The organism is Paenibacillus sp. CB74 (genome assembly GCF_055687625.1).
This window is the reverse complement of record NZ_CM146009.1, coordinates 3,925,042-3,945,949: the sequence shown is the minus strand read 5'-3', so window position 1 is coordinate 3,945,949 and position 20,908 is coordinate 3,925,042. Positions and strand designations below refer to the sequence as shown.

Genomic DNA, 20,908 nt, shown 5'->3' with positions numbered 1-20,908 from the left:
ATGGGTTAGAGAAACAGCTTTTTTGTCGTTTGACGCAGACTAGGTCACAACAATGTTATTTCAGAAGTCACCAACGCTTATATAGCTAGTAAAACAAACGGCTATAATGGTAATTAATGGTGGAACTTACACTCAAATACACCATGGAGAGGAGCGATATAAACTTGCAGTCCAGAGTAATGCATAAGGAATATTCATGAAGAGGAGATGAATAGTTGAACATGAAGGGGAGCTGGTGGAGACGAGTCGCCATGATCGCGTTATCGGCAGGATTATTGGCAGGGAGTTTCTCGATGAACACAGGACTTCGTAAGGCGGATGCGGCCGCCGGAGATCAGAACTATGCTGAAGCACTGCAAAAAGCCATTTACTTCTATGAAGCCCAGCGTTCGGGGCCATTACCAGCAAATAATCGGGTCGAATGGCGTGGTAATTCAGGCATGCAGGATGGGTCTGATGTAGGCATCGATCTGACCGGAGGGTGGTATGATGCCGGGGATCATGTGAAATTCGGCTTTCCGATGGCTGCTTCCGCTACGATGCTCGCTTGGTCTGTCGTGGAATACGGCGACGGATATGAACAGGCAGGACAACTGGAGGAGATCAAGGATAATATCCGATGGGCGACCGACTATTTTATGAGAGCGCATACCAAACCAAATGAATTATGGGGACAAGTCGGAGCAGGTAATACGGATCATGCCTGGTGGGGACCGGCAGAGGTCATGCAGATGAACCGTCCTTCGTTCAAGATTGATGCTACCTGCCCAGGCAGTGATCTGGCGGCAGAAACAGCGGCAGCACTGGCAGCGTCGTCGATTGTATTTGCAGATGATGACCCGGCATACTCGGCCAGATTGCTCCAACATGCCAAAGAGCTGTACAACTTTGCAGATACGTATCGTGGGGAATACACCGATTGTATCACGGATGCCGCAGCGTTCTATAACTCGTGGACAGGATACGAAGACGAGCTGGCATGGGGTGGAGCATGGTTATATTTAGCCACTAATGATAGCGCTTACTTGTCCAAAGCCATTGCAGCTACGGACCGTTGGTCTTCTAGCGGAGGCTCAGCCAATTGGCCGTATACCTGGACACAAGGTTGGGACAGTAAACATTATGGTGCCCAGATCCTGCTTGCCCGGATTACGTCCAACTTGAACATGCCGGAGGCGACGAGATTTATTCAGTCGACAGAACGCAACCTGGATTACTGGACAGTTGGAGTTAATGGGACACGAGTCAAGTATACGCCAGGAGGTCTTGCGTGGCTGGATCAATGGGGCTCGCTCCGTTATGCAGCGAATGCAGCCTTTATTTCTTTCGTATACTCCGACTGGGTCAGTGATCCTGTGAAAAAATCAAGATATCAGGATTTCGCCGTCTCGCAGATGAATTATATTCTGGGTGATAACCCGCGTCAGAGCAGTTATGTGGTCGGATACGGGCAAAATGCACCCCAACATCCGCATCATCGAACCGCTCACGGTTCGTGGCTGAATAACGAGGATATCCCGGCTAACCATCGCCACATTCTGTATGGTGCCATGGTCGGCGGACCGGATGCATCAGATGGATATACCGATGATATCGGAGATTATGTGAGCAATGAGGTGGCAACTGATTACAATGCCGGTTTTACTGGTGCACTGGCAAAGATGAATCTATTGTTTGGTCAGAATCATCAACCCCTTGCGAATTTCCCTGCACCTGAGGTCAAGGGTGAGGAGTTCTTTGTGGAAGCTGCCATCAAATCATCCGGTTCCAATTATACGGAAATCCGGGCACAGCTTAATAATCGTTCCGCTTGGCCTGCCCGAATGGGAGATCAACTTTCTTTTAAATATTTCCTGGATTTGAGTGAAGTGTATGCTGCTGGACGTACTGTATCGGACGTTCATGTGACCACCTCCTATACGGAGGGAGCGACGGTATCCCAACCGGTTGTGGTGAATGCAGCCCAGCATATCTATGCGATTACGGCGAACTTTGGTAATACGAAGATCTATCCCGGTGGGGAAGGGAATTATCGCAAAGAAGTACAGTTCCGCATTACAGGCCCACAGGGCGCATGGAATGCAAACAATGACCATTCGTTCCAGTCGCTGACCACAGGCAATCCTGTGAAGAGCATCTACCTTCCAGTCTATGATGCCGGAGTGAAGGTGTACGGACAGGAGCCTGGTGTGGCACCAGTTACGGTTCCAAGCGCACCTGCTAGCGTGCAGGCTGTGGCGGGAAGCAGTCAGGTTAACCTGACCTGGACAGCTGGTTCCGGGGCTGAATCGTATACGGTGAAGCGTTCCGAGGTAAGTGGAGGGCCATATACCACTGTCGCGACGGGTGTGAATGGATTGACCTATACGAACACGGGGCTGACGAATGGAACCACTTATTATTATGTAGTGACTGCCGTGAATTCAGCAGGGGAATCATCGGGTTCTATGCAGGTGTCGGCTACGCCGCAAGCAGCTTCAACAGTGCCGGGAGCACTGACTTTAAGTGGGACGGCTGGCAATGCACAGTCGGTCCTGACCTGGACAGCAGCTTCGGGCGCTACCAGCTATAAGGTACAACGTTCGGTGGCAGGAGGAACATACGCGGATGTGGCAACCGGATTGTCCATATTGACTTACACGGATACGACTGCGCTGAATGGCACCACGTACAATTACCGGATTGCAGCCATGAATGCGAACGGGCAGACGCTGTCCAATGTCCTGGCACTGACGCCTTCTGCACCTCCGGTGACGACGGATACACTCGAAGTGCAGTACCGCAGTGGAGGGTCCGGGAATTCAAGCAATGCGGTGACCCCGCAGTTCAATGTGAAAAATACCGGCACACAGGCAATCGATCTTAGTACAGTGAAGATCCGATATTATTTTACCAAGGATGGTACCGATGATATGACGTTCTGGTGTGATTATGCCCAGATGGGTACGGCCAATGTTGAAGGAACATTTGTCGCGGTGAATCCGGCGAAGGGTACAGCTGATACGTATCTGGAGATCAGCTTCAAGTCCGGAGCAGGCAGTTTGGCCGCTGGAGCAGAGACCGGCGTGATCCAGACACGCTTTTCCAAAAATAACTGGAGCAATTTCGATCAAAGTAATGACTATTCCTATGATGCCTCCAAGACGGCTTTTGCCGCATGGAACAAGGTAACCGCGTATCAGGGAACCAACAAAGTATGGGGCTTGGAGCCGTAACTGGCTGAATGTCATAAGTCGAAGAGCAGCATGGGCAGACCAACAGCACTTATAGAGGATGTTCAAAAAGTTCGCTTTTGATTACGAAGGATGCCTGGTGGCATCATCAGCATCGAATATGGAATTCAGCCGAAATAAGTGGGAGGCTTACGAAGAATGTTTCCTTGGGAAACATTGTGGTCGCTCACGTAGTTTTCCCTACGCTGCGCTACTCCATTTCTAGCTTCATCCCATCTTCTCGGTACTGAAAACCGCTCTTTTTGAACACGCATTTATATTCCACTATTCCAGGGAGGTATATATCAATGTTGAAATCAGCTGCGAAAAAAAGTTTAACAGCCATGCTGGCGGGTACTGTCATGTTGACCGGATACACTGGACTGTGGGCAGGGCCGCAAGCGGCACACGCCGCAGATCAGGCCATCGAGATTCAGTCCGACAGCATCAATGAAGCCCGGTTTTTGCAATTGTATGAACAGTTGAAAGATCCGGCAAACGGATATTTCTCGCCAGAGGGTCTGCCTTATCATTCCATTGAGACCCTGCTGAGTGAGGCCCCGGATTATGGTCATATGACGACGTCCGAGGCATACAGTTACTGGCTATGGCTAGAGACCATGTATGGTCACTATACGGGAGACTGGTCCCAACTGGAAGCAGCATGGGACAGTATGGAAAAATTCATTATCCCGGTCAACGAAGGTGACGGCAAGGAAGAGCAGCCTACGATGAGCTCATACAACCCGAACAGCCCTGCTACGTATGCAGGGGAAAAACCATTCCCTGATCAATATCCATCACAACTTAATGGGCAGTATGCAGCGGGTAAAGACCCGATTGATACTGAACTGAAGGCGACCTATGGTGACAATCAGACTTATCTCATGCACTGGCTGGTGGATGTGGATAACTGGTATGGATATGGTAACCTGTTGAATCCATCCCATACGGCTACCTATGTGAACACATTCCAGCGTGGGGAGCAGGAATCTGTGTGGGAAGCGATTCCGCATCCATCCCAGGATGATAAATCCTTTGGTAAGGCAAACGAAGGCTTTATGAGCTTGTTCACCAAGGAAAATCAGACGCCGTCAGCGCAATGGCGTTACACCAACGCAACGGATGCCGATGCACGTGCTGTTCAGGTTCTGTACTGGGCGAAGGAGATGGGATACAACAACCCGGAATATCTGGATAAAGCGAAGAAGATGGGCGACTACCTGCGCTATGGCATGTATGATAAATACTTCCAGAAAATTGGAAGTGCTAAGAACGGTACACCGACGCCGGGTACAGGTAAAGATTCCAACATGTATCTCATGGCTTGGTATACGTCATGGGGCGGTGGTTTGGGTCAAGGTGGGGATTGGGCTTGGCGCATTGGAGCGAGTCATACCCATCAGGCTTATCAAAACCCGGTTGCAGCCTATGCCTTGTCTGACCCGGCTGGCGGCCTGATTCCTGAATCAGCAACAGCGAAGGCAGATTGGAATGCCACGCTCAAACGTCAGCTGGAATTCTACACTTGGCTGCAATCCCATGAAGGAGCCATTGGCGGGGGGGCAACCAACAGTATCGGTGGTTCCTATGCGGCCTATCCGGCAGGAATCAGTACCTTCTATGACATGGCCTATCAAGAAGCACCCGTGTATCGTGACCCGGATTCCAACACATGGTTTGGATTTCAGGCATGGCCGCTGGAGCGTGTAGCCGAGATGTATTATATTCTTGCCGAGAGCGGTGATCTGTCCTCTGAGAACTTCCAGATGGCCAAGAAAGTGATCACGAAGTGGATTGACTGGTCCAAGGACTATGTATTTGTAGGTGAGCGTCCGGTGACGGATGCGCAAGGCTACTATCTGAATGCGGCAGGACAGCGCATTTTGGGTGGAACCAATGTTCAGGTAGCGACAACACCGGCTCCGGGAGAGTTCTGGATTCCGGGTGGTCAGGAATGGCAGGGTCAGCCGGACAAATGGAACGGCTTCAGTTCGTTTACGGAAAATCCGAACTTCCGTGTAACGACCAAAGATCCCGTGCAGGACACAGGAGTTCTGGGAAGTTACGTTAAAGCACTGACCTTCTTCGCGGCAGGGACACAGGCGGAGAACGGCACACTTAGTGTGAAAGGTCAAGAAGCCAAGGATCTGGCGGAAGCTCTGTTGGATACTGCTTGGGATTACAATGATGGTGTGGGTATCGTTACCGAAGAAGAGCGTAAAGACTACTTCCGCTTCTTTGCCAAAGAGATCTATATCCCGGCCAACTGGTCCGGAACCTTTGGTCAAGGCAATACGATTCCAGGTACAGCAGGTGTACCTTCCGATCCAGCGAAAGGCGGCAATGGCGTATACATTGGATACTCCGACCTGCGTCCGGCCATCAAGCAAGATCCGGCATGGGCTTACCTGGATAACCTGTACAAAACGTCGTATAACCCGACCACGAAGCAGTGGGAGAACGGAGCACCTACCTTTACGTATCACCGCTTCTGGTCACAGGTGGATATGGCCACAGCTTATGGAGAGTATGATCGACTCCTCGGAGATTCCGATAGTCCGGGAGTGGAAGTGCCCGGTGCTCCTGCTGGCGTAACAGCAACCGGAGGAAGCGAGCAGGTGGTTCTGAATTGGAACGCAGCCGCTGGTGCAGCCTCGTATACTGTGAAACGTGCAGAAGTGAACGGTGGTCCTTATACGTCTGTAGCAACAGGGGTCACAGGATCAACATTCACGGATACGGGCTTGACCAACGGCACAACGTATTATTATGTCATCACTGCGGTGAATGCCGCAGGTGAGTCTGCACCGTCGACACAGGCATCTGCAACACCACTCGCAGGTGTCGTTGTGCCAGGCGCATTCAACCTTACTGGAACGGCTGGGAATGCCCAGGCGGTACTGACATGGACAGCATCGACTGGAGCAACAAGTTATAAGGTACAGCGTTCGGTAGGCAACGGGGCGTATACTGATCTGGCAACGGGGTTGACTGCACTGACGTATACCGATGCTACAGCGGTGAATGGTACGGCATATAATTACCGAATCGTAGCCGTGAATACGAGTGGTCAGACGAATTCGAATGTCTTGGTATTGACCCCATTAGCCCCTCCGGTCACAACGGGAGCACTTGAAGTACAATATCGCAATGGTGGTTCAGGAACTTCAGGCAATGCGATCACTCCACAGTTCAATGTGAAGAATACAGGTACAACTGCTGTGGACTTGAGCAAAGTGAAGCTCCGGTATTATTTCACGAAGGATAGTGCGGCTGATCTGAGTTTCTGGTGTGATTATGCCCAGATTGGAAGCAGTAACGTGGAAGGACATTTTGTTTCGATCGATCCGGCCAAGGGCACGGCAGATACCTATCTGGAGATTGGATTCAAATCGGGTGCGGGCAGTTTGGCAGCGGGTGCCGAGACCGGAATTATCCAGGTGCGCTTCTCGAAAAACAACTGGACGAATTTTGATCTAACGAATGATTATTCCTTTGATTCCACCCAAACGGCCTTCAGTGCTTGGACGAAAGTGACAGCTTATCAGGACGGCGCGAAGGTATGGGGAATTGAACCTTAATCAATAAACAGCTACTTAACCAGTAGTAGGATCATTAAGGACACGAGAAATACAGATTAAGCTGGGGAGAAATCCCTGGCTTTTTCTTTTTTTATAATAAACCTTCAAATGGGTAACGGTAATTAGAAATTGAACCATAGTAATATTTACCATATTTGCGATTTTAAACATTAAAATATAGTTCATATGACCCATGTACTGGATGAGGATTGACCTAACTCTTTTATCGTTGAAAAATGAAGCATATCAAATAGTTACAATAATTTAACCTTTGTAAAAGAAGGAATCAGCAGTGCTTTTTGCCAATAAAGGATGGACAGACCCTGTTACTTAGTGCTCAAGTGCGCCTACATCAATACAGGACTTTTGGCTGATGAACGTTATGGATAGCCCGTTTACAATGGGGCAAGCCGGGGAGAAGCAACCCAGGTTAAAATTCTGTAACATCAGGGGGAACTCGACATCATGAATTGGAAGAAAACAATTATTACAGCAAGTGTCACAGCATCGATGCTGATGGGAAGTCTGACGACAGGAGCACTAACGGCACAGGTATCAGCAGCTGCTGTTGAGAATTCACAAGTAAAAGTAATTTGGGGCGTAAACCTACGCACAACACCTTCTTCTTCTGCGAAAGTTGTTCGCTTGATCGCTAAAGGGGAAACGGTAACAGTGCTTCAGCAATCCGGTTCGGATTGGTATAAGATTAAGGATTCTGCGAATCGGACAGGCTACATATCTTCTTCATCCAAATACACACAAGCTGTAAGTGGCGGTACAAGCGGGTCAAGTTCAAATAGTGCCACATCGGAAACCGGCAATGCGTCTGTGGAGAAAGTTATTGCGGCGGGCATGAAATATTGGGGTACACCGTATGAATTCGGAGCGAGTCGTAACAGCACAGCTACGTTTGACTGTTCCAGCTTTATACGTCAGGCTTTTATCGATGCACTTGGCATCAAGCTTCCAGCTGATTCTCGTAAACAGGGAGCATATGTGAAAGCTAAGGGTGCTGTTCAGACCAACTGGAAAAACCTGAAGCGCGGGGACCTGATGTATTTCATGTCATATAAAGGCAGTTCTGCATCATCGTATTCGGGCGTGAATAAATCCAGCGCAACCATTACGCACACAGGGATCTACCTGGGCGACGGCAAGGTATTACATACGTATTCCAACGCCGGCGGTGGTGTAACGATTAGTGATATCTCTGGCAAACATTGGGAGTACCGCTTCCTGTTTGGTGGCAGTGCGCTATAGGTTAGAACAAGAACTTTCTTAGAACCTCTATGATATTCTGCGGATGTTTATAGGGATACAAAACACCTTCCATTCTGCCTTTGACGGGCGAGTGGGAGGTGTTTTTGTGTTATCTATTGAACCGAACAGTTCAATCCTGATAGTACAGGCGGAACAGGATGTCCTGATTGTAGTTGCCAAATCCCTCACCATACAATGTGAGTCCGCCTACATGCTGGGCATCTTCCTCTACAGATAGACGAAGGGTCCACTGGTTGCGTTCGACAGGGATATCTGAAAGTGTAATTGCGGATAGGTGTTGTCCATCAATAAATGTACCCTCATTGGTGATTCGCAGTACCTTGAGCATGCCATATTGATTGACACTGTCGCTCCACCATTCAGGGGTAAACATGCCGCGTCCGTTGCCTGAATCTCCAGGGCTTGTCCATTCACCCAATCGGATGCCATTGAGCATAAAAGTAACATCCGAGGGCCAATTAGGATTAACGGATGGGGCTTCTGATCCGATCTCCAGGGACAGTTCAATGGCGTTGATCTGCTGTCCGGATAAAATATAGTTTGGAATTTTGTATTCCACAAATCCACGGCCAAACCACAGAATATGGGCATGCATTCGCTCGGGGTCGAGGAAATAGCGAGGGTCATCGTACTGGCCAATCACCTGAGTGGACGTTGCCAGCCCGCATGTTGGATAGACGTCAAAGTGGGTGTAGTGTCCCACAGGTACAGAAACCTCGTGCAGCTTGCGGGCTGTGCCGCTTTCCTGCGGCATGGAGATACCAATCCAGTCTACAGCAAGGCTGTTCATTTTATGCGTGCCACCGTCTTTGCGTATCATTTTGGACTGAATAATGCCCACATCCTGAAGTTTGCGGACATGCATGGTCACGATGGCACTACTCAGACCCAATGAAGCAGCGAGGTCTTTCACATTCATGGGTGTCTCGGCAACAAGGCGGATAATCTGTAAACGTACTTCACTGGCAAGTGCTTCATATAGGGGTAGCCATTCGGCATCGGTATTTGCTCGGATCACAGTTGTTCCTCCATTATGTCTTTATAGAATTAAGTTAAACATAAATTCAGTAAAAAGAATAACATTTTGCAAAATTCAGGTTGAAATTGAGGCTATAATCGATTTTAATATAAATATGAACGTTGATCCATAGAATATCAATTAATTTTTATATTAATCTTAGGGAGTTGAAATTCATTATGGAAAAAGCAAAAATGACGGTAGACAAAGATTTTACTATTGGAGTAGTTGATAAGCGTTTATACGGTTCATTCATTGAGCATCTTGGACGTGCCGTGTATGGTGGAATATATGAGCCTGGACATCCATCTGCGAACGAACAGGGTTTTCGCACGGATGTGCTGGAGATGGTCAAAGAGCTGCACGTACCGATTGTACGTTATCCAGGAGGTAATTTTGTATCCGGTTACAATTGGGAAGATTCGGTTGGACCTGTGTCAGAACGCAAACGCAGACTGGAACTGGCTTGGAGAACAATTGAGACCAATGAATTTGGCTTCAACGAATTCGTGGACTGGGCGAAACAGGCCAATTCCGAAGTCATGATGGCCGTTAATCTGGGAACACGTGGCGCCGATGCAGCCCGCAATATTGTAGAGTACAGCAACCATCCGGAAGGTTCGTATTATAGTGATCTTCGCATCAAGCATGGATACAAGCAACCGCATGCGATCAAAACATGGTGTCTGGGCAACGAGATGGATGGTCCTTGGCAGATCGGTCACAAAACGGCAGAAGAGTATGGACGTGCAGCTGTTGAAGCGGCAAAAGTCATGAAGTGGACGGACCCGACCATTGAACTGGTAGCCTGCGGAAGTTCGAATCTGAATATGCCTTCATTCCCGGATTGGGAAGCAACCGTGCTGGATCATACGTATGATCATGTGGAGTATCTGTCCCTGCATCAGTACTATGGTAATCAGGAGCAGGATACGCCAACGTTCCTGGCACGCTCACTTGAAATGGATCGTTTTATCGATACCGTGAAGGCAACCTGTGATTATATTAAAGCGAAGAAACGCAGCAAAAAGACCATGTATCTGTCCTTTGACGAGTGGAATGTATGGTATCACTCCCATGAAAGTGACTCCAAAATGGATCCGTGGCAGATTGCTCCGCCACAGCTGGAGGATATCTACAACCATGAGGATGCACTGCTCGTTGGTTGTATGTTGATCAGTATGCTCAAACATGCGGATCGGGTCAAAATGGCATGTCTGGCACAACTCGTTAACGTTATTGCGCCGATCATGACAGAGACGGGCGGTGGTTCGTGGAGACAGACGATCTTCTATCCATTCATGCATACATCCTTGTTCGGACGTGGAACAGCATTGGTGCCATTGATCCAATCTCCGAAATACGATACCAAACAAATCACAGATGTTCCTTATCTCGAGGGCATTGCAGTTCATAACGAAGAACAGGGTGAAGTGACTGTATTCGCAGTCAACCGTCATCTGGAAGAAGCGCTTCCGCTCGAAGTGGATCTGCGCAGTTTCGGGAAATGCAGCTTGATCGAGCATATCGTGCTGGAAAGCGATGACCTCAAAGCATCGAATACAGCCGCACAACCAAACCGCGTTGCTCCTCATAATCGCGGGGGTGCAGTGGTATCCGAGACCCTGATTACAGCGAGCTTGGCGAAAGCGTCATGGAACGTGATCCGTTTGAAAGTGCAATAAGGGATCAGGTAAAAGGTGAGGCACGGGAACCTGATTGCACGTTGGATGTCCGAGAGGGATGCCTGCGGGTTAGCTTGGTTCATGTATCAAAAAAGCTGGGTGCAAGTTCAATGCATCCAGCTTTTTCGTCGTATTTTATAGCGGAACAGAAGGCATGGCGACACGGGCAATAATGTGGCTGACGCGTAGCAAGCAGGGTATCGATGTAACACGTGTGTTGAACATGTAGTAAACAGTACACAGTACGGAGTAAATAGTACGTATTACACACTGCATGTACACAGTCATCTGCGTACGTGCTAACGAACCTGGGACACCTTATTATGTCGATTATCTTTATAGTTGAAATTTAACGAATCTGAGACACCTTATCATAGTAAAATGACGGGCAAATCTCGGGAAAAGCACATCCAGATAGCGAATAACGTGTAAAGGATTCGTTAGAATATTAGATTAGCCGAAAACAGACGAATAGCGTGTGCTGAGTTCGTTACAATCACCCGCCCGTTTGAAAGGTTATTTCTCTTCAGCGTAGCGTGCACTTCAACCTCCAACCTTAAAACTTAAAACTCAAAACTTTCGCCATCACGCGGAATGAGTACCTGACCATCCAACTGCTCGGATGTCAGATAAGTGGCAAGATCCGTACGAGACGTCATACAATGATTAATCGCATCCATGTGCACAGCGATGACATGAGCAGACGGCGCATGGCGCTTCACGGCTACAACGTCAGGCCCGTCCATTGTAATGGGATCACCCTCCAGGAAGCGTGCGCCTCCGGCATTCACGATAATGACTTCAGGTGTGTATTGACGAATGGCTTCAGCAGGTTCTTCGCACCAGATGGTATCCCCAGCGATATAGGTGACGTGTTCTCCATCTGCTTCAAGTACGAAACCGGACACGTTGCCCATACGTTCTCCGATTTCACCTGTGCCATGATGCCCGGATGTGCGGGCGAATCGGACAGAGTGATGCTCATGTTTTTCTTCGACAGCTGTTACATTTGTGAAACCGGCACCCAAAAATACATGCTCATCCCCAGGCTGGCAGATTAGAGGAATGTCTTTACCAAGTTGTTTCGCTGCTGCTTCATCCCAATGATCGGGATGGGTATGTGTCACAATCAACAGATCTGGATTCAGATAATCCGTTTCGGTTTCAGGCAGAGCTACTCTTGGATTACGTAACTCATTGGGTGTATTGGGGAATGCGGGCATGACTTCGGCGTCCATCAGCATGGGATCAACGAGAATGTTCAGCCCTCCGTATTCCAGCCACAGTGTTGCATTGCGAATCAATTGAATTTTCATGATATTTGCACTCCTTCGGGTTGTTGAATAGTATTACCCTATATGGTATACAACCCGTTTAACGGCGTACATAACATGATGAATGGAATTAGGCTAAGCTAATTTCACCGTGAAAGGATTGCTGAAGCAAGATGAATGAAATGATAGATGACACAGATATCCGTATTTTGCAGATCCTGATTCAGGATGCCAAACGTTCTCACAAAGAGATCGGTGAAGAGGTTCATCTCACGGGACAGGCCGTCGGTGCAAGAGTGCGCAAGCTGCAAGACCTGGGTGTAATCGAAGGGTACACGGTAAAATGGAACCCGGAACGCCTTGGCCTCGGCCTACAGGCCTTTGTCACGGTTTTCTTGAACTCCGGTGACAGACATGCTGCCTTTCGTACATTCATTGCTGATCGTAAGGACATCGTTGAAGTCCATCGCGTCAGCGGAGAGGGCTGTTATCTGATGCGGGTGCAGACCAGCACCACAGAGCAACTTGGACAACTGTTGGAAGCGTTGCTGCCTTACGGCAATTACAGAGTCAGCCTGTCCATAGGTGTGGAGAAATCACAGTGATGTGTGGTGTGGGAGGCTTGTCTCATCCCTCACGATAGTCCATGATCTTGCTGCTGATCATGCAAAGTCTCCTGAAGCAAAGTCACCGCTTGGTTCAGCTCTTTTTTGCTGAGCAGATGATCGGTCTGAATATGAGACCGGGTGCCGTCCTTCAGGAACAGAACGATCATGGGAGAAGCAGACAGGAGCCACTTGCTGCGGGCAGGTGAGGCAAGTTCGACTTTGCGAATCCGGCTCCATGGAATCTTCCGCTTGCCCGTGTTCAACGCATCATCATCCCAGGATAACAACACGGCAGGGCTTCTGGTTAGTCGTGACACGAACATGAAGAATAGCGGTCCGATCAACCACATGCCCAGCACGGCAGCGATGGAATAGTATATTGTCTCCAGTCTTTCGGCTTGTCCGTCCACGATGATCCATAATAGGCTCACACACAAGAGAAGGAAAAGGAAGCATAGACTTGCTTTCCATAGAGCAGTGCTGCGTCGGTAATATATCTGCTGATGATCATGCTTGGGTATTCCAGATTGCTGCATAGATGTTCCTCCTCATAACAATGCTGATCGATATGCCAAACGTGCCGCCTGCATGAGCAGAGCGGCATGTTCAACGTTATTGGCTATAACACAGGCTCAGATGAATTCATTAGCCCGATCTATAGTTTAACACGAACTTAACTCAGGTCCATTACCCTGATATCGCTGAATTTTTACCTGCATCACGCGCATGTGTGTACAGATCGGCATACACGCCTTGAGCCTCAATCAGCTCTTGATGCGAGCCTTCCTCCACAATCTCGCCATTCTCCATCACCAGAATTCGGTCCGCATGCATCACTGTGGACAGACGATGGGCAATGACAATGGTGGTGCGTCCTTGGGATACCGATTCCAGAGCCTGCTGCACGAGCTGTTCCGTGTGTGAATCCAGATTGGCCGTTGCCTCATCCAGGATGAGCACTCGGGGCTGGAACACAACGATCCGGGCAAACGATATCAACTGCCGTTCCCCGGCGGAAAGCCCGCTTCCGCGTTCGGACAGATGTGTATCATATCCTTGTGACAAACGTGAAATCATGGCATGTGCTCCGACAAAACGGCAGGCTTCAATCGCTTGCTCTCGCGTAATATCCTCACGAAACATTCTCACATTATCAATGATGGAACCGGAGAAGAGGAATGGTTCCTGTTGAATCAAACCCACGATCCGATGAAGTTTGGCCTGCGGCAACTGCCGAATATCGGTACCATCAATTTCGATACTGCCCTTGTCTACATCATAAAAGCGATTGAGCAGGGAGATCAGGGTGCTTTTGCCAGCGCCGGTTGTGCCCACGATCCCTACCATTTCACCTGGATAGAGGTGCAGGTTCATATGCTGGATCAGGGGCCGATCTGCCTGATAACCAAACGACACATCATTAAAATCAATCTGGCCCATCACGTTCCTAGGTTCCAGCGAAGAGGCCTGCTTAGGCTCAGGATCGGCAACTTCAGGCCGCGTATTCAGAATGTTCCAGATGCGATCCATGGATACGGTGGTGGACTGGAATGTATTCCACTGCATCGTAATCTGGTTGATTGGTTGGAAGAACTGCCGAATATAACTGATAAACGCATATAATACCCCGACTTGCAGGGACTCACCCAGAACGGCGCGACCTCCAAGCCAGACCATCATGACCAGTGCCGCATTGCCAAGGATATCAAAGGTCCGGTTGAATATGACATTGGAGCGGGCTTGAGCAATGTTGGCTTTCAGATGGAGCGCATTTTGTTCCGAGAAACGTTTCTTCTGTTCTTCTTCCTGGTGAAAAGCCTGAATCAGGAACATGCCGGACAGGTTCTCCGCTGTAAATGCGATTAAACGGGAAAGACGCGTACGGGCATTCTGATAAGCCTTCCGCAGTCGACTACGGAATAATACCGCAACCACTGCAATGACAGGCAGGACAATCAGGGAGTAACCCGCGAGCACAGGGTCAAGTTGGAACATAAAGACGATAATGAGCACCAGCATCATACCATCTCGAATCAGACTGAGCAGGACTTGGGTGAAAAAGCTGCTGATGGTTTCCGTATCACTGGATACGTTCGTGACTAGACTGCCGATATGAAAACGGTCAAAGAAAGACATGGACATCTTGGAGATATGTTTGAACAGGTCCTTTCGAATCCGGGATACAATGTTCTGTCCCACATGCTGCAACAGATTATTCTGCACATAGGTAAAAATAAAACTAATAACAGCCAGCCCGAGAAAGATGGCTGCGAGCTGAACGAGAAAGCCCACACTGGTCTGGTCGATGGCCAGATGATCATCGATGGCGATCTTCACCAGATAGGGTTGCAGTAGATCTGCCGATATGCCAAGCAGTGAGCAGAAGAATATGCCGGCAAAAGCCCATTTATGCGGTTTGGCGTATGCCATCATCGCTTTGAACGAAGTTCGTTTACTCTGATCTTCTTCTGCATCTGGTCGAAGTTCAGCGTTAGACATGATGTAATCCCTCCTCCTGCAAACGGTAGGTGGCCGCATATAACCCCTTGGCAGCCATCAACTGCGCATGTGTTCCCTGCTCAGCGACTCGCCCTTCATCCAGAACGATGATATCGTCCGCGTGACGGACCGCGCTGATGCGATGAGAGATGATCAATGTGGTCTTGCCCTTGCCGATCTCGCGCAAACTGCGCAGAATACCGCTCTCTGTAACGGCATCAACCGCGCTCATGCTGTCATCCAGAATAAGTAACTGTGCTTGCTTGATCAGTCCTCTTGCAAGGCTGGTTCGCTGACGTTGTCCACCAGACAGGGTGAGTCCGCGTTCGCCAAGACGTGTATCGAAGCGATCAGGAAAACGGACAATATTCTCATAGATCATGGCTTGCCGTGCACTATGTTCCACTGTATCCAGCGATACTTCCCGGTCGCTGAATGCGATGTTATCCCGGATGGTGGTGCTAAACAGGAAGCCATCCTGAGGGACATAGGCGATGCGCGATCTCAGACTTTCCAGCGATAGCTGCCGAATATCGGTACCATTGATGCGAATCGTTCCTTCAGGTGGTTCATATGTACGCAGCAACAGCTTAACGAGGGTGCTTTTACCTGAGCCGGTCTTGCCTACAATACCCACCGTTCGCCCGGCACGAATATGGAGTTGAATATGTTTGAGAGCAGGGGATGAACTGCCAGGATAGGAGAAGGTTAGATTCTCCATGGTGATATCTTGTACGGTATGGAGCGCTGTGGCTTCGGGAGGTTCACGCACATCCGCTACTTCGCTGAGCAGGTCATTCACCCGCTCCAGGGATGCGCCTGAGCGCTGAACGGTATTAATGACATTACCGATCTGTTGAAGCGGTCCCATAATAATTCGCAGATATAAGGTTAGGGCGACAAAACTCCCGAGTGTAATGGAATTCTGCATGGTCATCATACCTCCGACAAGCAGAGAAACAACCAATGAGATGGCTCCTAGCAGCGGGAGCAAGGCTTGAAACAAGGAAGACAGACGAACAAGACGAAGCTGTTTGCTCTTAATTGCATCGACGGTAGTTCCAAAACGTGCACGAGCACTGTCTTCGATGGCAAACGTCTTGGTTACGCGAATGCCGCCCAGCTGTTCTTCTGCAGATTCCGTCATGGTTGCAAGGGCTTCCTGTACTTCACGAGAGCGCTTGCGAATCCGCGGACCGAAAAATACGACCAAAAATGGAATCGCCAGCAAAGGTACAACGCTGATTAGAATGAGTGTCAACGGAATCCCGCTAAGCAGCATCATCACAATGCAGGACAACAGCAGGAAGGTGGCATTGGTCATGAGTGTCACGCCATTGGATATTGCTTCACGTACGGAAGTAACATCGTTCATGACATAACTGAGCAGTTTTCCGTTCCCTTGTTTGGAGAAATAATGTTCGCTAAGTTCGGAAAACTTACTGAATATACGCTCACGCGTCATGAATTCGAAGCGTCGACCAAGCTTCATAATCATGAACTGTCCGGTACCGAACAGTAGATTATAGCCGATGGCAATAGCTAGAAGGGACAGGCTGTACCTTACGATTGTCTGCATCTGGAGTGTGTTCTGCATCAATTGATCCGTGAAACTGCCGAGTATGCGGGGCAGGGATGCTTGCCCGACATTGGAGGCAATAATCAGAAGAACAGCAAACAGATAGATAGGCCAGTTCGATACGACATAACCGCGAAGTAATCCTTTCTTGGACATAAGCATTGTTCTCCTTTTGTTATAGGTGAAGTCAGTTCAGCGGGTGGAGTCAAGAAAAGGGCCGACACCTGTTATTAGCGCGTCGTGCCCTCTTACTGTATGCGATCCGGTTCGCTGTTTATCCGTCATCCGATGGATTTCTCTATTCTTATTTTTGCGCTAATCCGATGGGATGTCAACGAAGTCAGTTAGCAGCAGGCAGGTGGATCGGATTAGTGACTGCGGAGAAAAGTTCTATGCAGTGTTCCCGTGTTGTATTCACCAGATGTCGAAATTACTGAAACATTTTCTAGAGGTACCCCGTCTGTAGGAATGAAGAGGTAAAAAATAGGCTTTACTAATCATATGGAGGTGCCAGGAAATGAAACATAAAAAAGGATTGGCTGCAACGCTTGCACTCTGCGTTTCTTTGACAGCAGGAGGTGCATCCGTATTTGCTTTCTCAGATGTGAAAGATGAGGGTCAGAAGTCGATTGTGGATTCATTGAAAACAAAAGGTGTGATTAACGGAGTAACAGCGGATCTGTTCCGTCCAGATCTTGCATTGTCCGAGCCACAGGGTGTTCAACTGATTGTGAATGCATTTGGTCTGAAAAATGCATACGCGGCGTCTGCCGCTCAGAATAAAATTAGTCCGGACACATGGTATGCGGATGCTGTACAGGCCGCTACCCAAAATGGATTGTCTATTCCGGTAGAAGTAAACCCGCAGGGCAAAATGACACGCGAGCAATTTGTTATTTTGCTTCATGAAGGTATTAACACAACCGGGAATTATCCGGTCATCATGAAGTATAATCTTGTTAAGGACGAAAATAAAATCGGTAAGGACGCCATATCTGCGGTCCAGAACTTGCTGAACATGAACATCATTGAACTGGATAAGGACGGTAATTTCCGTCCAGATCAGTCGCTTACCCGTATGGAGGCTGCAAGCATGATCTTCAATGCACTCGAATTCGTGGATAAACACGGCAATGGCGGCTCAGCAGAGCCGGCTCCAACCAATCCAGGTGAAGGCCAACAAGCGATCGTACCTGAAGTGACTACAACGAAGGTTGATGACAAAACAACCAAAGTTAAACTCAGTGCTGAAATGCCACACCCTGGTTATGGATTGAAGATTGATGATGTGAAACTGGAGAAGGATGGACGCGCGATCGTGCTCTATTCCATTATTCAACCTGACCCGGACATGATGTATCCGATGGTTATCACGAATGTGACTGCAGAAACGGATATCCCAACAGGATATACGGCAGAAGCTCAACCTTCAGGCAAGTAAATTCACTTCAAACCCTATAAACTATCCTGGATAAACGAATTGTATCCTGGAAACCACTCTCCATACGTATATGGAGAGTGGTTTTTTTATTTGACTTCAAACGTAAAAAAGTTCTTATATGTTCACTTATATTACATTTAAAGAAAAATAAAATTACATTTAAATCGATTGAATGGATAACTGCTTGGGTTATAAGGCCAATTCATGTTATGAAATCGGTGATTTTTAAATAGTATTTTCCCAAATATCTATGGGTATAAGCGTGCAAACCTTGTGCAAAATCTACACATATAACTTCGAAAACTCAATGTTTATAAGCGTTTTTGTATCCTGCAGGCAAAGATAAAAACAACATATATACGAAAGAGACAGGAGAAATATAGAATAAAAGCAAGCAATGACGGGCTTGTAAAATGCGATAGATGTATGATAGGTAATATTACATTGTTTCGCATCGGTAACATCTGTAAACCTCCACATTCAGCATGATGCTTGTAAACATGAACACGGTGTCTGATCGTATATGTGGGTTTTGACTTTAATGCCTGTTTTCTAACCTCATTTAAGATCTGACATCTTTCCAGGTTCATGTGACGGAATCCTAAATGACACTTAAGGAGGGAAACCGGTCAAATTCTACATGTTTTACTTCCCCATAATGACAATGACAAGCTGGCAACATAAGTGTAAACCCCTGTTGTAACAGTATATTCGGTGATTTTATATGGAAAGGTTGAAATGGCATATTTACGGATGGGGAAATGGACCATAAACTCGGTATGTAAGCGTTACCAAAAAAGGAGGAAACAACTGATGCAACCAGATGGGAAGTCCACCTTGTCGCAAAACCTATCGGTATACACCAATCCGAGCAGTAAGAAAAATAAATTAGGGAGAAGGATGATTCGAAACTGGGAGTTGTATCTGTTTATCGCGCCAGCCTTTCTATACTTTCTGATATTCCATTATGGTCCGATGTACGGCATACAAATTGCATTCAAAAATTTTATTCCAACGCTTGGTGTCACGGGAAGCCCATGGGTCGGATTCGATCATTTCATCCGTTTCTTCAATTCTTATTATTTCTGGGATTTGCTATGGAATACACTTAGCATCAGCTTATATGAGTTGGCTATAGGTTTTCCACTGCCAATCATTCTGGCGTTAGCGTTCAATGAAGTGAAGGATTCCTTCTTCAAGCGTACTGTGCAGACCGTCACGTATGCACCGCATTTTATTTCGGTCGTTGTGATGTCGGGCATGATCATTACCTTTTTGTCTCCCTCATCAGGCATGATTGTCAATTTGGTGGAAGCCCTTGGATTTCAGGCACCTCAATTCCTGACGGACCCTGCGTGGTTTAAAACAGTGTACGTACTGTCCGGAGTCTGGCAAAGCGCAGGCTGGGGCACGATCATATACCTCGCCGCCCTATCTGGCGTAGACCCGCAACTGCATGAAGCGGCTGTGGTGGATGGTGCGAGCCGGTTTAAACGGATTTTACATATTAACATACCAGCCATCATCCCTACGATCACCATCTTGTTAATTCTAAATATGGGTAGTATTTTGGGCGTCGGATTTGAGAAAATCCTGCTGTTGCAAAATCCGCTGAACATGGGCTCGTCCGATGTCATCTCCACCTTCGTCTATCGGTCGGGTCTGGTGGATGCACAGTACAGTTTCTCCACGGCGGTGGGATTGTTCAACTCCGTAGTTAATGCGATTCTGCTCATTACCGTGAATCAGATCGCACGTCGTACCAGTGAAAACAGCCTGTGGTAAAAGGAGGGAATACACATGTCATCCGCAGTGAAAGAAAGCAGAAGCGATAAGGTGTTCTTAGTGTGCAATTACATCTATCTAACGGTAGCACTCGTGATTGTGTTGTATCCGCTACTATACATTATCAGTGCCTCAATTAGTGATCCCAAATACGTAAGCTCCGGGGAGATGTGGTTACTTCCGAAAGGAATTACATTTGAGGGCTATGCCCGAGTGTTTGAGAACACCAACATCTGGATCGGGTACAAAAATACAATTATCTACACTGTCGTAGGTACCATCGTCAACCTGATTGTCACGTTACCAGCAGCCTATGCGCTCAGCCGCTCGGATTTTGTGGGGCGCGGATTCTTCATGGCGATGTTTATGGTAACGATGTTCTTCGGCGGAGGGCTTGTCCCAAGTTACCTGCTAGTCAAGGATCTTGGTATGGTGAACAGCATGTGGGCACTTATTCTGCCTGGAGCTGCATCCATCTGGAATATTATCGTATGTCGTACGTTCTTCCAATCGACGATTCCCAAGGAGTTGCAGGAAGCGGCGCATATTGATGGGTGTACCAACACCCGGTTGTTCATCAAGATTGTGCTTCCGCTCTCCATGCCAATCATTGCAGTGATGGCACTCTTTTATGGAGTCGGACACTGGAACAGCTATTTCAGCGCCATGATCTATCTGAATGATTCTTCCAAGTATCCGTTGCAGCTCTTTCTACGGCAGATTCTCGTGCTTCAGGAAATGGCAGCTCAAGGGGGAGGAGCCATTGATACCTCTTCAGCAACGGCGATGAATACCAAAGCGGAGATTGCTGCACTGGTTAAATATGCTGTCATTATTGTTGCGACCCTTCCTGTCATTGCAGTGTATCCATTCCTTCAGCGTTACTTTGTCCAGGGTGTTATGATCGGTTCCGTTAAGGGCTGATCTTAATCCATATACCAC

The 20,908-nt window shown here is 48.1% G+C and carries 13 protein-coding genes; 8 read left to right on the top strand and 5 right to left on the bottom strand.

What is annotated here, in order from left to right; translation table 11 throughout:
• Positions 1-293 precede the first annotated feature (293 nt).
• The 3 genes from ACX9NY_RS17590 (at position 294) to ACX9NY_RS17580 (ending at position 8,056) form a co-directional block, all read left to right on the top strand.
• Positions 294-3,215: a glycoside hydrolase family 9 protein gene (locus ACX9NY_RS17590; RefSeq protein WP_472479335.1), complete on the top strand. Its 2,922-nt coding sequence runs from the start codon at positions 294-296 to the stop codon at positions 3,213-3,215.
• 305 nt (positions 3,216-3,520) lie between these two features.
• Positions 3,521-6,796, top strand: a complete 3,276-nt coding sequence (locus ACX9NY_RS17585) for a glycoside hydrolase family 48 protein (protein WP_472474063.1) — start codon at positions 3,521-3,523, stop codon at positions 6,794-6,796.
• 465 nt (positions 6,797-7,261) lie between these two features.
• Positions 7,262-8,056, top strand: coding sequence for a C40 family peptidase (locus ACX9NY_RS17580; RefSeq protein WP_472474061.1), 795 nt, complete (start codon positions 7,262-7,264; stop codon positions 8,054-8,056).
• Between the two features lie 130 nt (positions 8,057-8,186).
• Here ACX9NY_RS17580 and ACX9NY_RS17575 read toward each other — a convergent pair whose 3' ends face one another.
• Positions 8,187-9,092, bottom strand: a complete 906-nt coding sequence (locus tag ACX9NY_RS17575) for an ArsR/SmtB family transcription factor (RefSeq protein WP_472479333.1) — start codon at positions 9,090-9,092, stop codon at positions 8,187-8,189.
• Between the two features lie 182 nt (positions 9,093-9,274).
• Here ACX9NY_RS17575 and arfA point away from each other — a divergent pair, with 182 nt between their 5' ends.
• Positions 9,275-10,780 carry an arabinosylfuranosidase ArfA gene (gene arfA / locus ACX9NY_RS17570; RefSeq protein WP_339240155.1) on the top strand — a complete coding sequence of 502 codons (1,506 nt, stop codon included), beginning with the start codon at positions 9,275-9,277 and terminating at the stop codon, positions 10,778-10,780.
• A 563-nt stretch (positions 10,781-11,343) separates the two neighbouring features.
• On the opposite strand, the gene ACX9NY_RS17565 is transcribed toward arfA, so the two are convergent.
• Positions 11,344-12,096 (bottom strand): MBL fold metallo-hydrolase, encoded by a 753-nt coding sequence (locus tag ACX9NY_RS17565; protein ID WP_472474059.1) that lies wholly within the window; start codon positions 12,094-12,096, stop codon positions 11,344-11,346.
• A gap of 131 nt (positions 12,097-12,227) precedes the next feature.
• Here ACX9NY_RS17565 and ACX9NY_RS17560 point away from each other — a divergent pair, with 131 nt between their 5' ends.
• Positions 12,228-12,659, top strand: a complete 432-nt coding sequence (locus ACX9NY_RS17560; RefSeq protein WP_339240158.1) for an Lrp/AsnC family transcriptional regulator — start codon at positions 12,228-12,230, stop codon at positions 12,657-12,659.
• A gap of 29 nt (positions 12,660-12,688) precedes the next feature.
• On the opposite strand, the gene ACX9NY_RS17555 is transcribed toward ACX9NY_RS17560, so the two are convergent.
• From ACX9NY_RS17555 to ACX9NY_RS17545, 3 genes are all read right to left on the bottom strand, one after another.
• Positions 12,689-13,198, bottom strand: a complete 510-nt coding sequence (locus tag ACX9NY_RS17555; RefSeq protein ID WP_472474057.1) for a hypothetical protein — start codon at positions 13,196-13,198, stop codon at positions 12,689-12,691.
• A 151-nt stretch (positions 13,199-13,349) separates the two neighbouring features.
• Positions 13,350-15,161, bottom strand: a complete 1,812-nt coding sequence (locus ACX9NY_RS17550) for an ABC transporter ATP-binding protein (RefSeq protein ID WP_472474055.1) — start codon at positions 15,159-15,161, stop codon at positions 13,350-13,352.
• On the bottom strand, positions 15,154-16,896 hold the full coding sequence (locus ACX9NY_RS17545) for an ABC transporter ATP-binding protein (protein ID WP_472474053.1): 1,743 nt from the start codon (positions 16,894-16,896) through the stop codon (positions 15,154-15,156). The genes ACX9NY_RS17550 and ACX9NY_RS17545 overlap by 8 nt, the downstream gene beginning before the upstream one ends.
• A 361-nt stretch (positions 16,897-17,257) precedes the next feature.
• On the opposite strand from ACX9NY_RS17545, the gene ACX9NY_RS17540 reads away from it, so the two are divergent.
• From ACX9NY_RS17540 to ACX9NY_RS17530, 3 genes are all read left to right on the top strand, one after another.
• A complete protein-coding gene (locus ACX9NY_RS17540) occupies positions 17,258-18,181 on the top strand; it encodes an S-layer homology domain-containing protein (protein WP_339240162.1) in 924 nt (307 codons plus the stop codon).
• Positions 18,182-18,994: 813 nt separating this feature from the next.
• Positions 18,995-19,966, top strand: a complete 972-nt coding sequence (locus tag ACX9NY_RS17535; protein WP_339240163.1) for an ABC transporter permease — start codon at positions 18,995-18,997, stop codon at positions 19,964-19,966.
• A 15-nt stretch (positions 19,967-19,981) separates the two neighbouring features.
• Positions 19,982-20,890: a carbohydrate ABC transporter permease gene (locus ACX9NY_RS17530; protein WP_105600785.1), complete on the top strand. Its 909-nt coding sequence runs from the start codon at positions 19,982-19,984 to the stop codon at positions 20,888-20,890.
• Positions 20,891-20,908 lie beyond the last annotated feature (18 nt).

What these genes read in the sequence shown, in the direction of transcription:
- ACX9NY_RS17590 (WP_472479335.1), top strand. Translation starts at nt 294, where the DNA reads ATGAACACAGGACTTCGTAAGGCGGATGCGGCCGCCGGAGATCAGAAC.
- ACX9NY_RS17585 (WP_472474063.1), top strand. Translation starts at nt 3,521, where the DNA reads ATGTTGAAATCAGCTGCGAAAAAAAGTTTAACAGCCATGCTGGCGGGT.
- ACX9NY_RS17580 (WP_472474061.1), top strand. Translation starts at nt 7,262, where the DNA reads ATGAATTGGAAGAAAACAATTATTACAGCAAGTGTCACAGCATCGATG.
- arfA (WP_339240155.1), top strand. Translation starts at nt 9,275, where the DNA reads ATGGAAAAAGCAAAAATGACGGTAGACAAAGATTTTACTATTGGAGTA.
- ACX9NY_RS17565 (WP_472474059.1), bottom strand. Translation starts at nt 12,096, where the DNA reads ATGAAAATTCAATTGATTCGCAATGCAACACTGTGGCTGGAATACGGA.
- ACX9NY_RS17560 (WP_339240158.1), top strand. Translation starts at nt 12,228, where the DNA reads ATGAATGAAATGATAGATGACACAGATATCCGTATTTTGCAGATCCTG.
- ACX9NY_RS17555 (WP_472474057.1), bottom strand. Translation starts at nt 13,198, where the DNA reads ATGCAGCAATCTGGAATACCCAAGCATGATCATCAGCAGATATATTAC.
- ACX9NY_RS17550 (WP_472474055.1), bottom strand. Translation starts at nt 15,161, where the DNA reads ATGTCTAACGCTGAACTTCGACCAGATGCAGAAGAAGATCAGAGTAAA.
- ACX9NY_RS17545 (WP_472474053.1), bottom strand. Translation starts at nt 16,896, where the DNA reads ATGTCCAAGAAAGGATTACTTCGCGGTTATGTCGTATCGAACTGGCCT.
- ACX9NY_RS17540 (WP_339240162.1), top strand. Translation starts at nt 17,258, where the DNA reads ATGAAACATAAAAAAGGATTGGCTGCAACGCTTGCACTCTGCGTTTCT.
- ACX9NY_RS17535 (WP_339240163.1), top strand. Translation starts at nt 18,995, where the DNA reads ATGCAACCAGATGGGAAGTCCACCTTGTCGCAAAACCTATCGGTATAC.
- ACX9NY_RS17530 (WP_105600785.1), top strand. Translation starts at nt 19,982, where the DNA reads ATGTCATCCGCAGTGAAAGAAAGCAGAAGCGATAAGGTGTTCTTAGTG.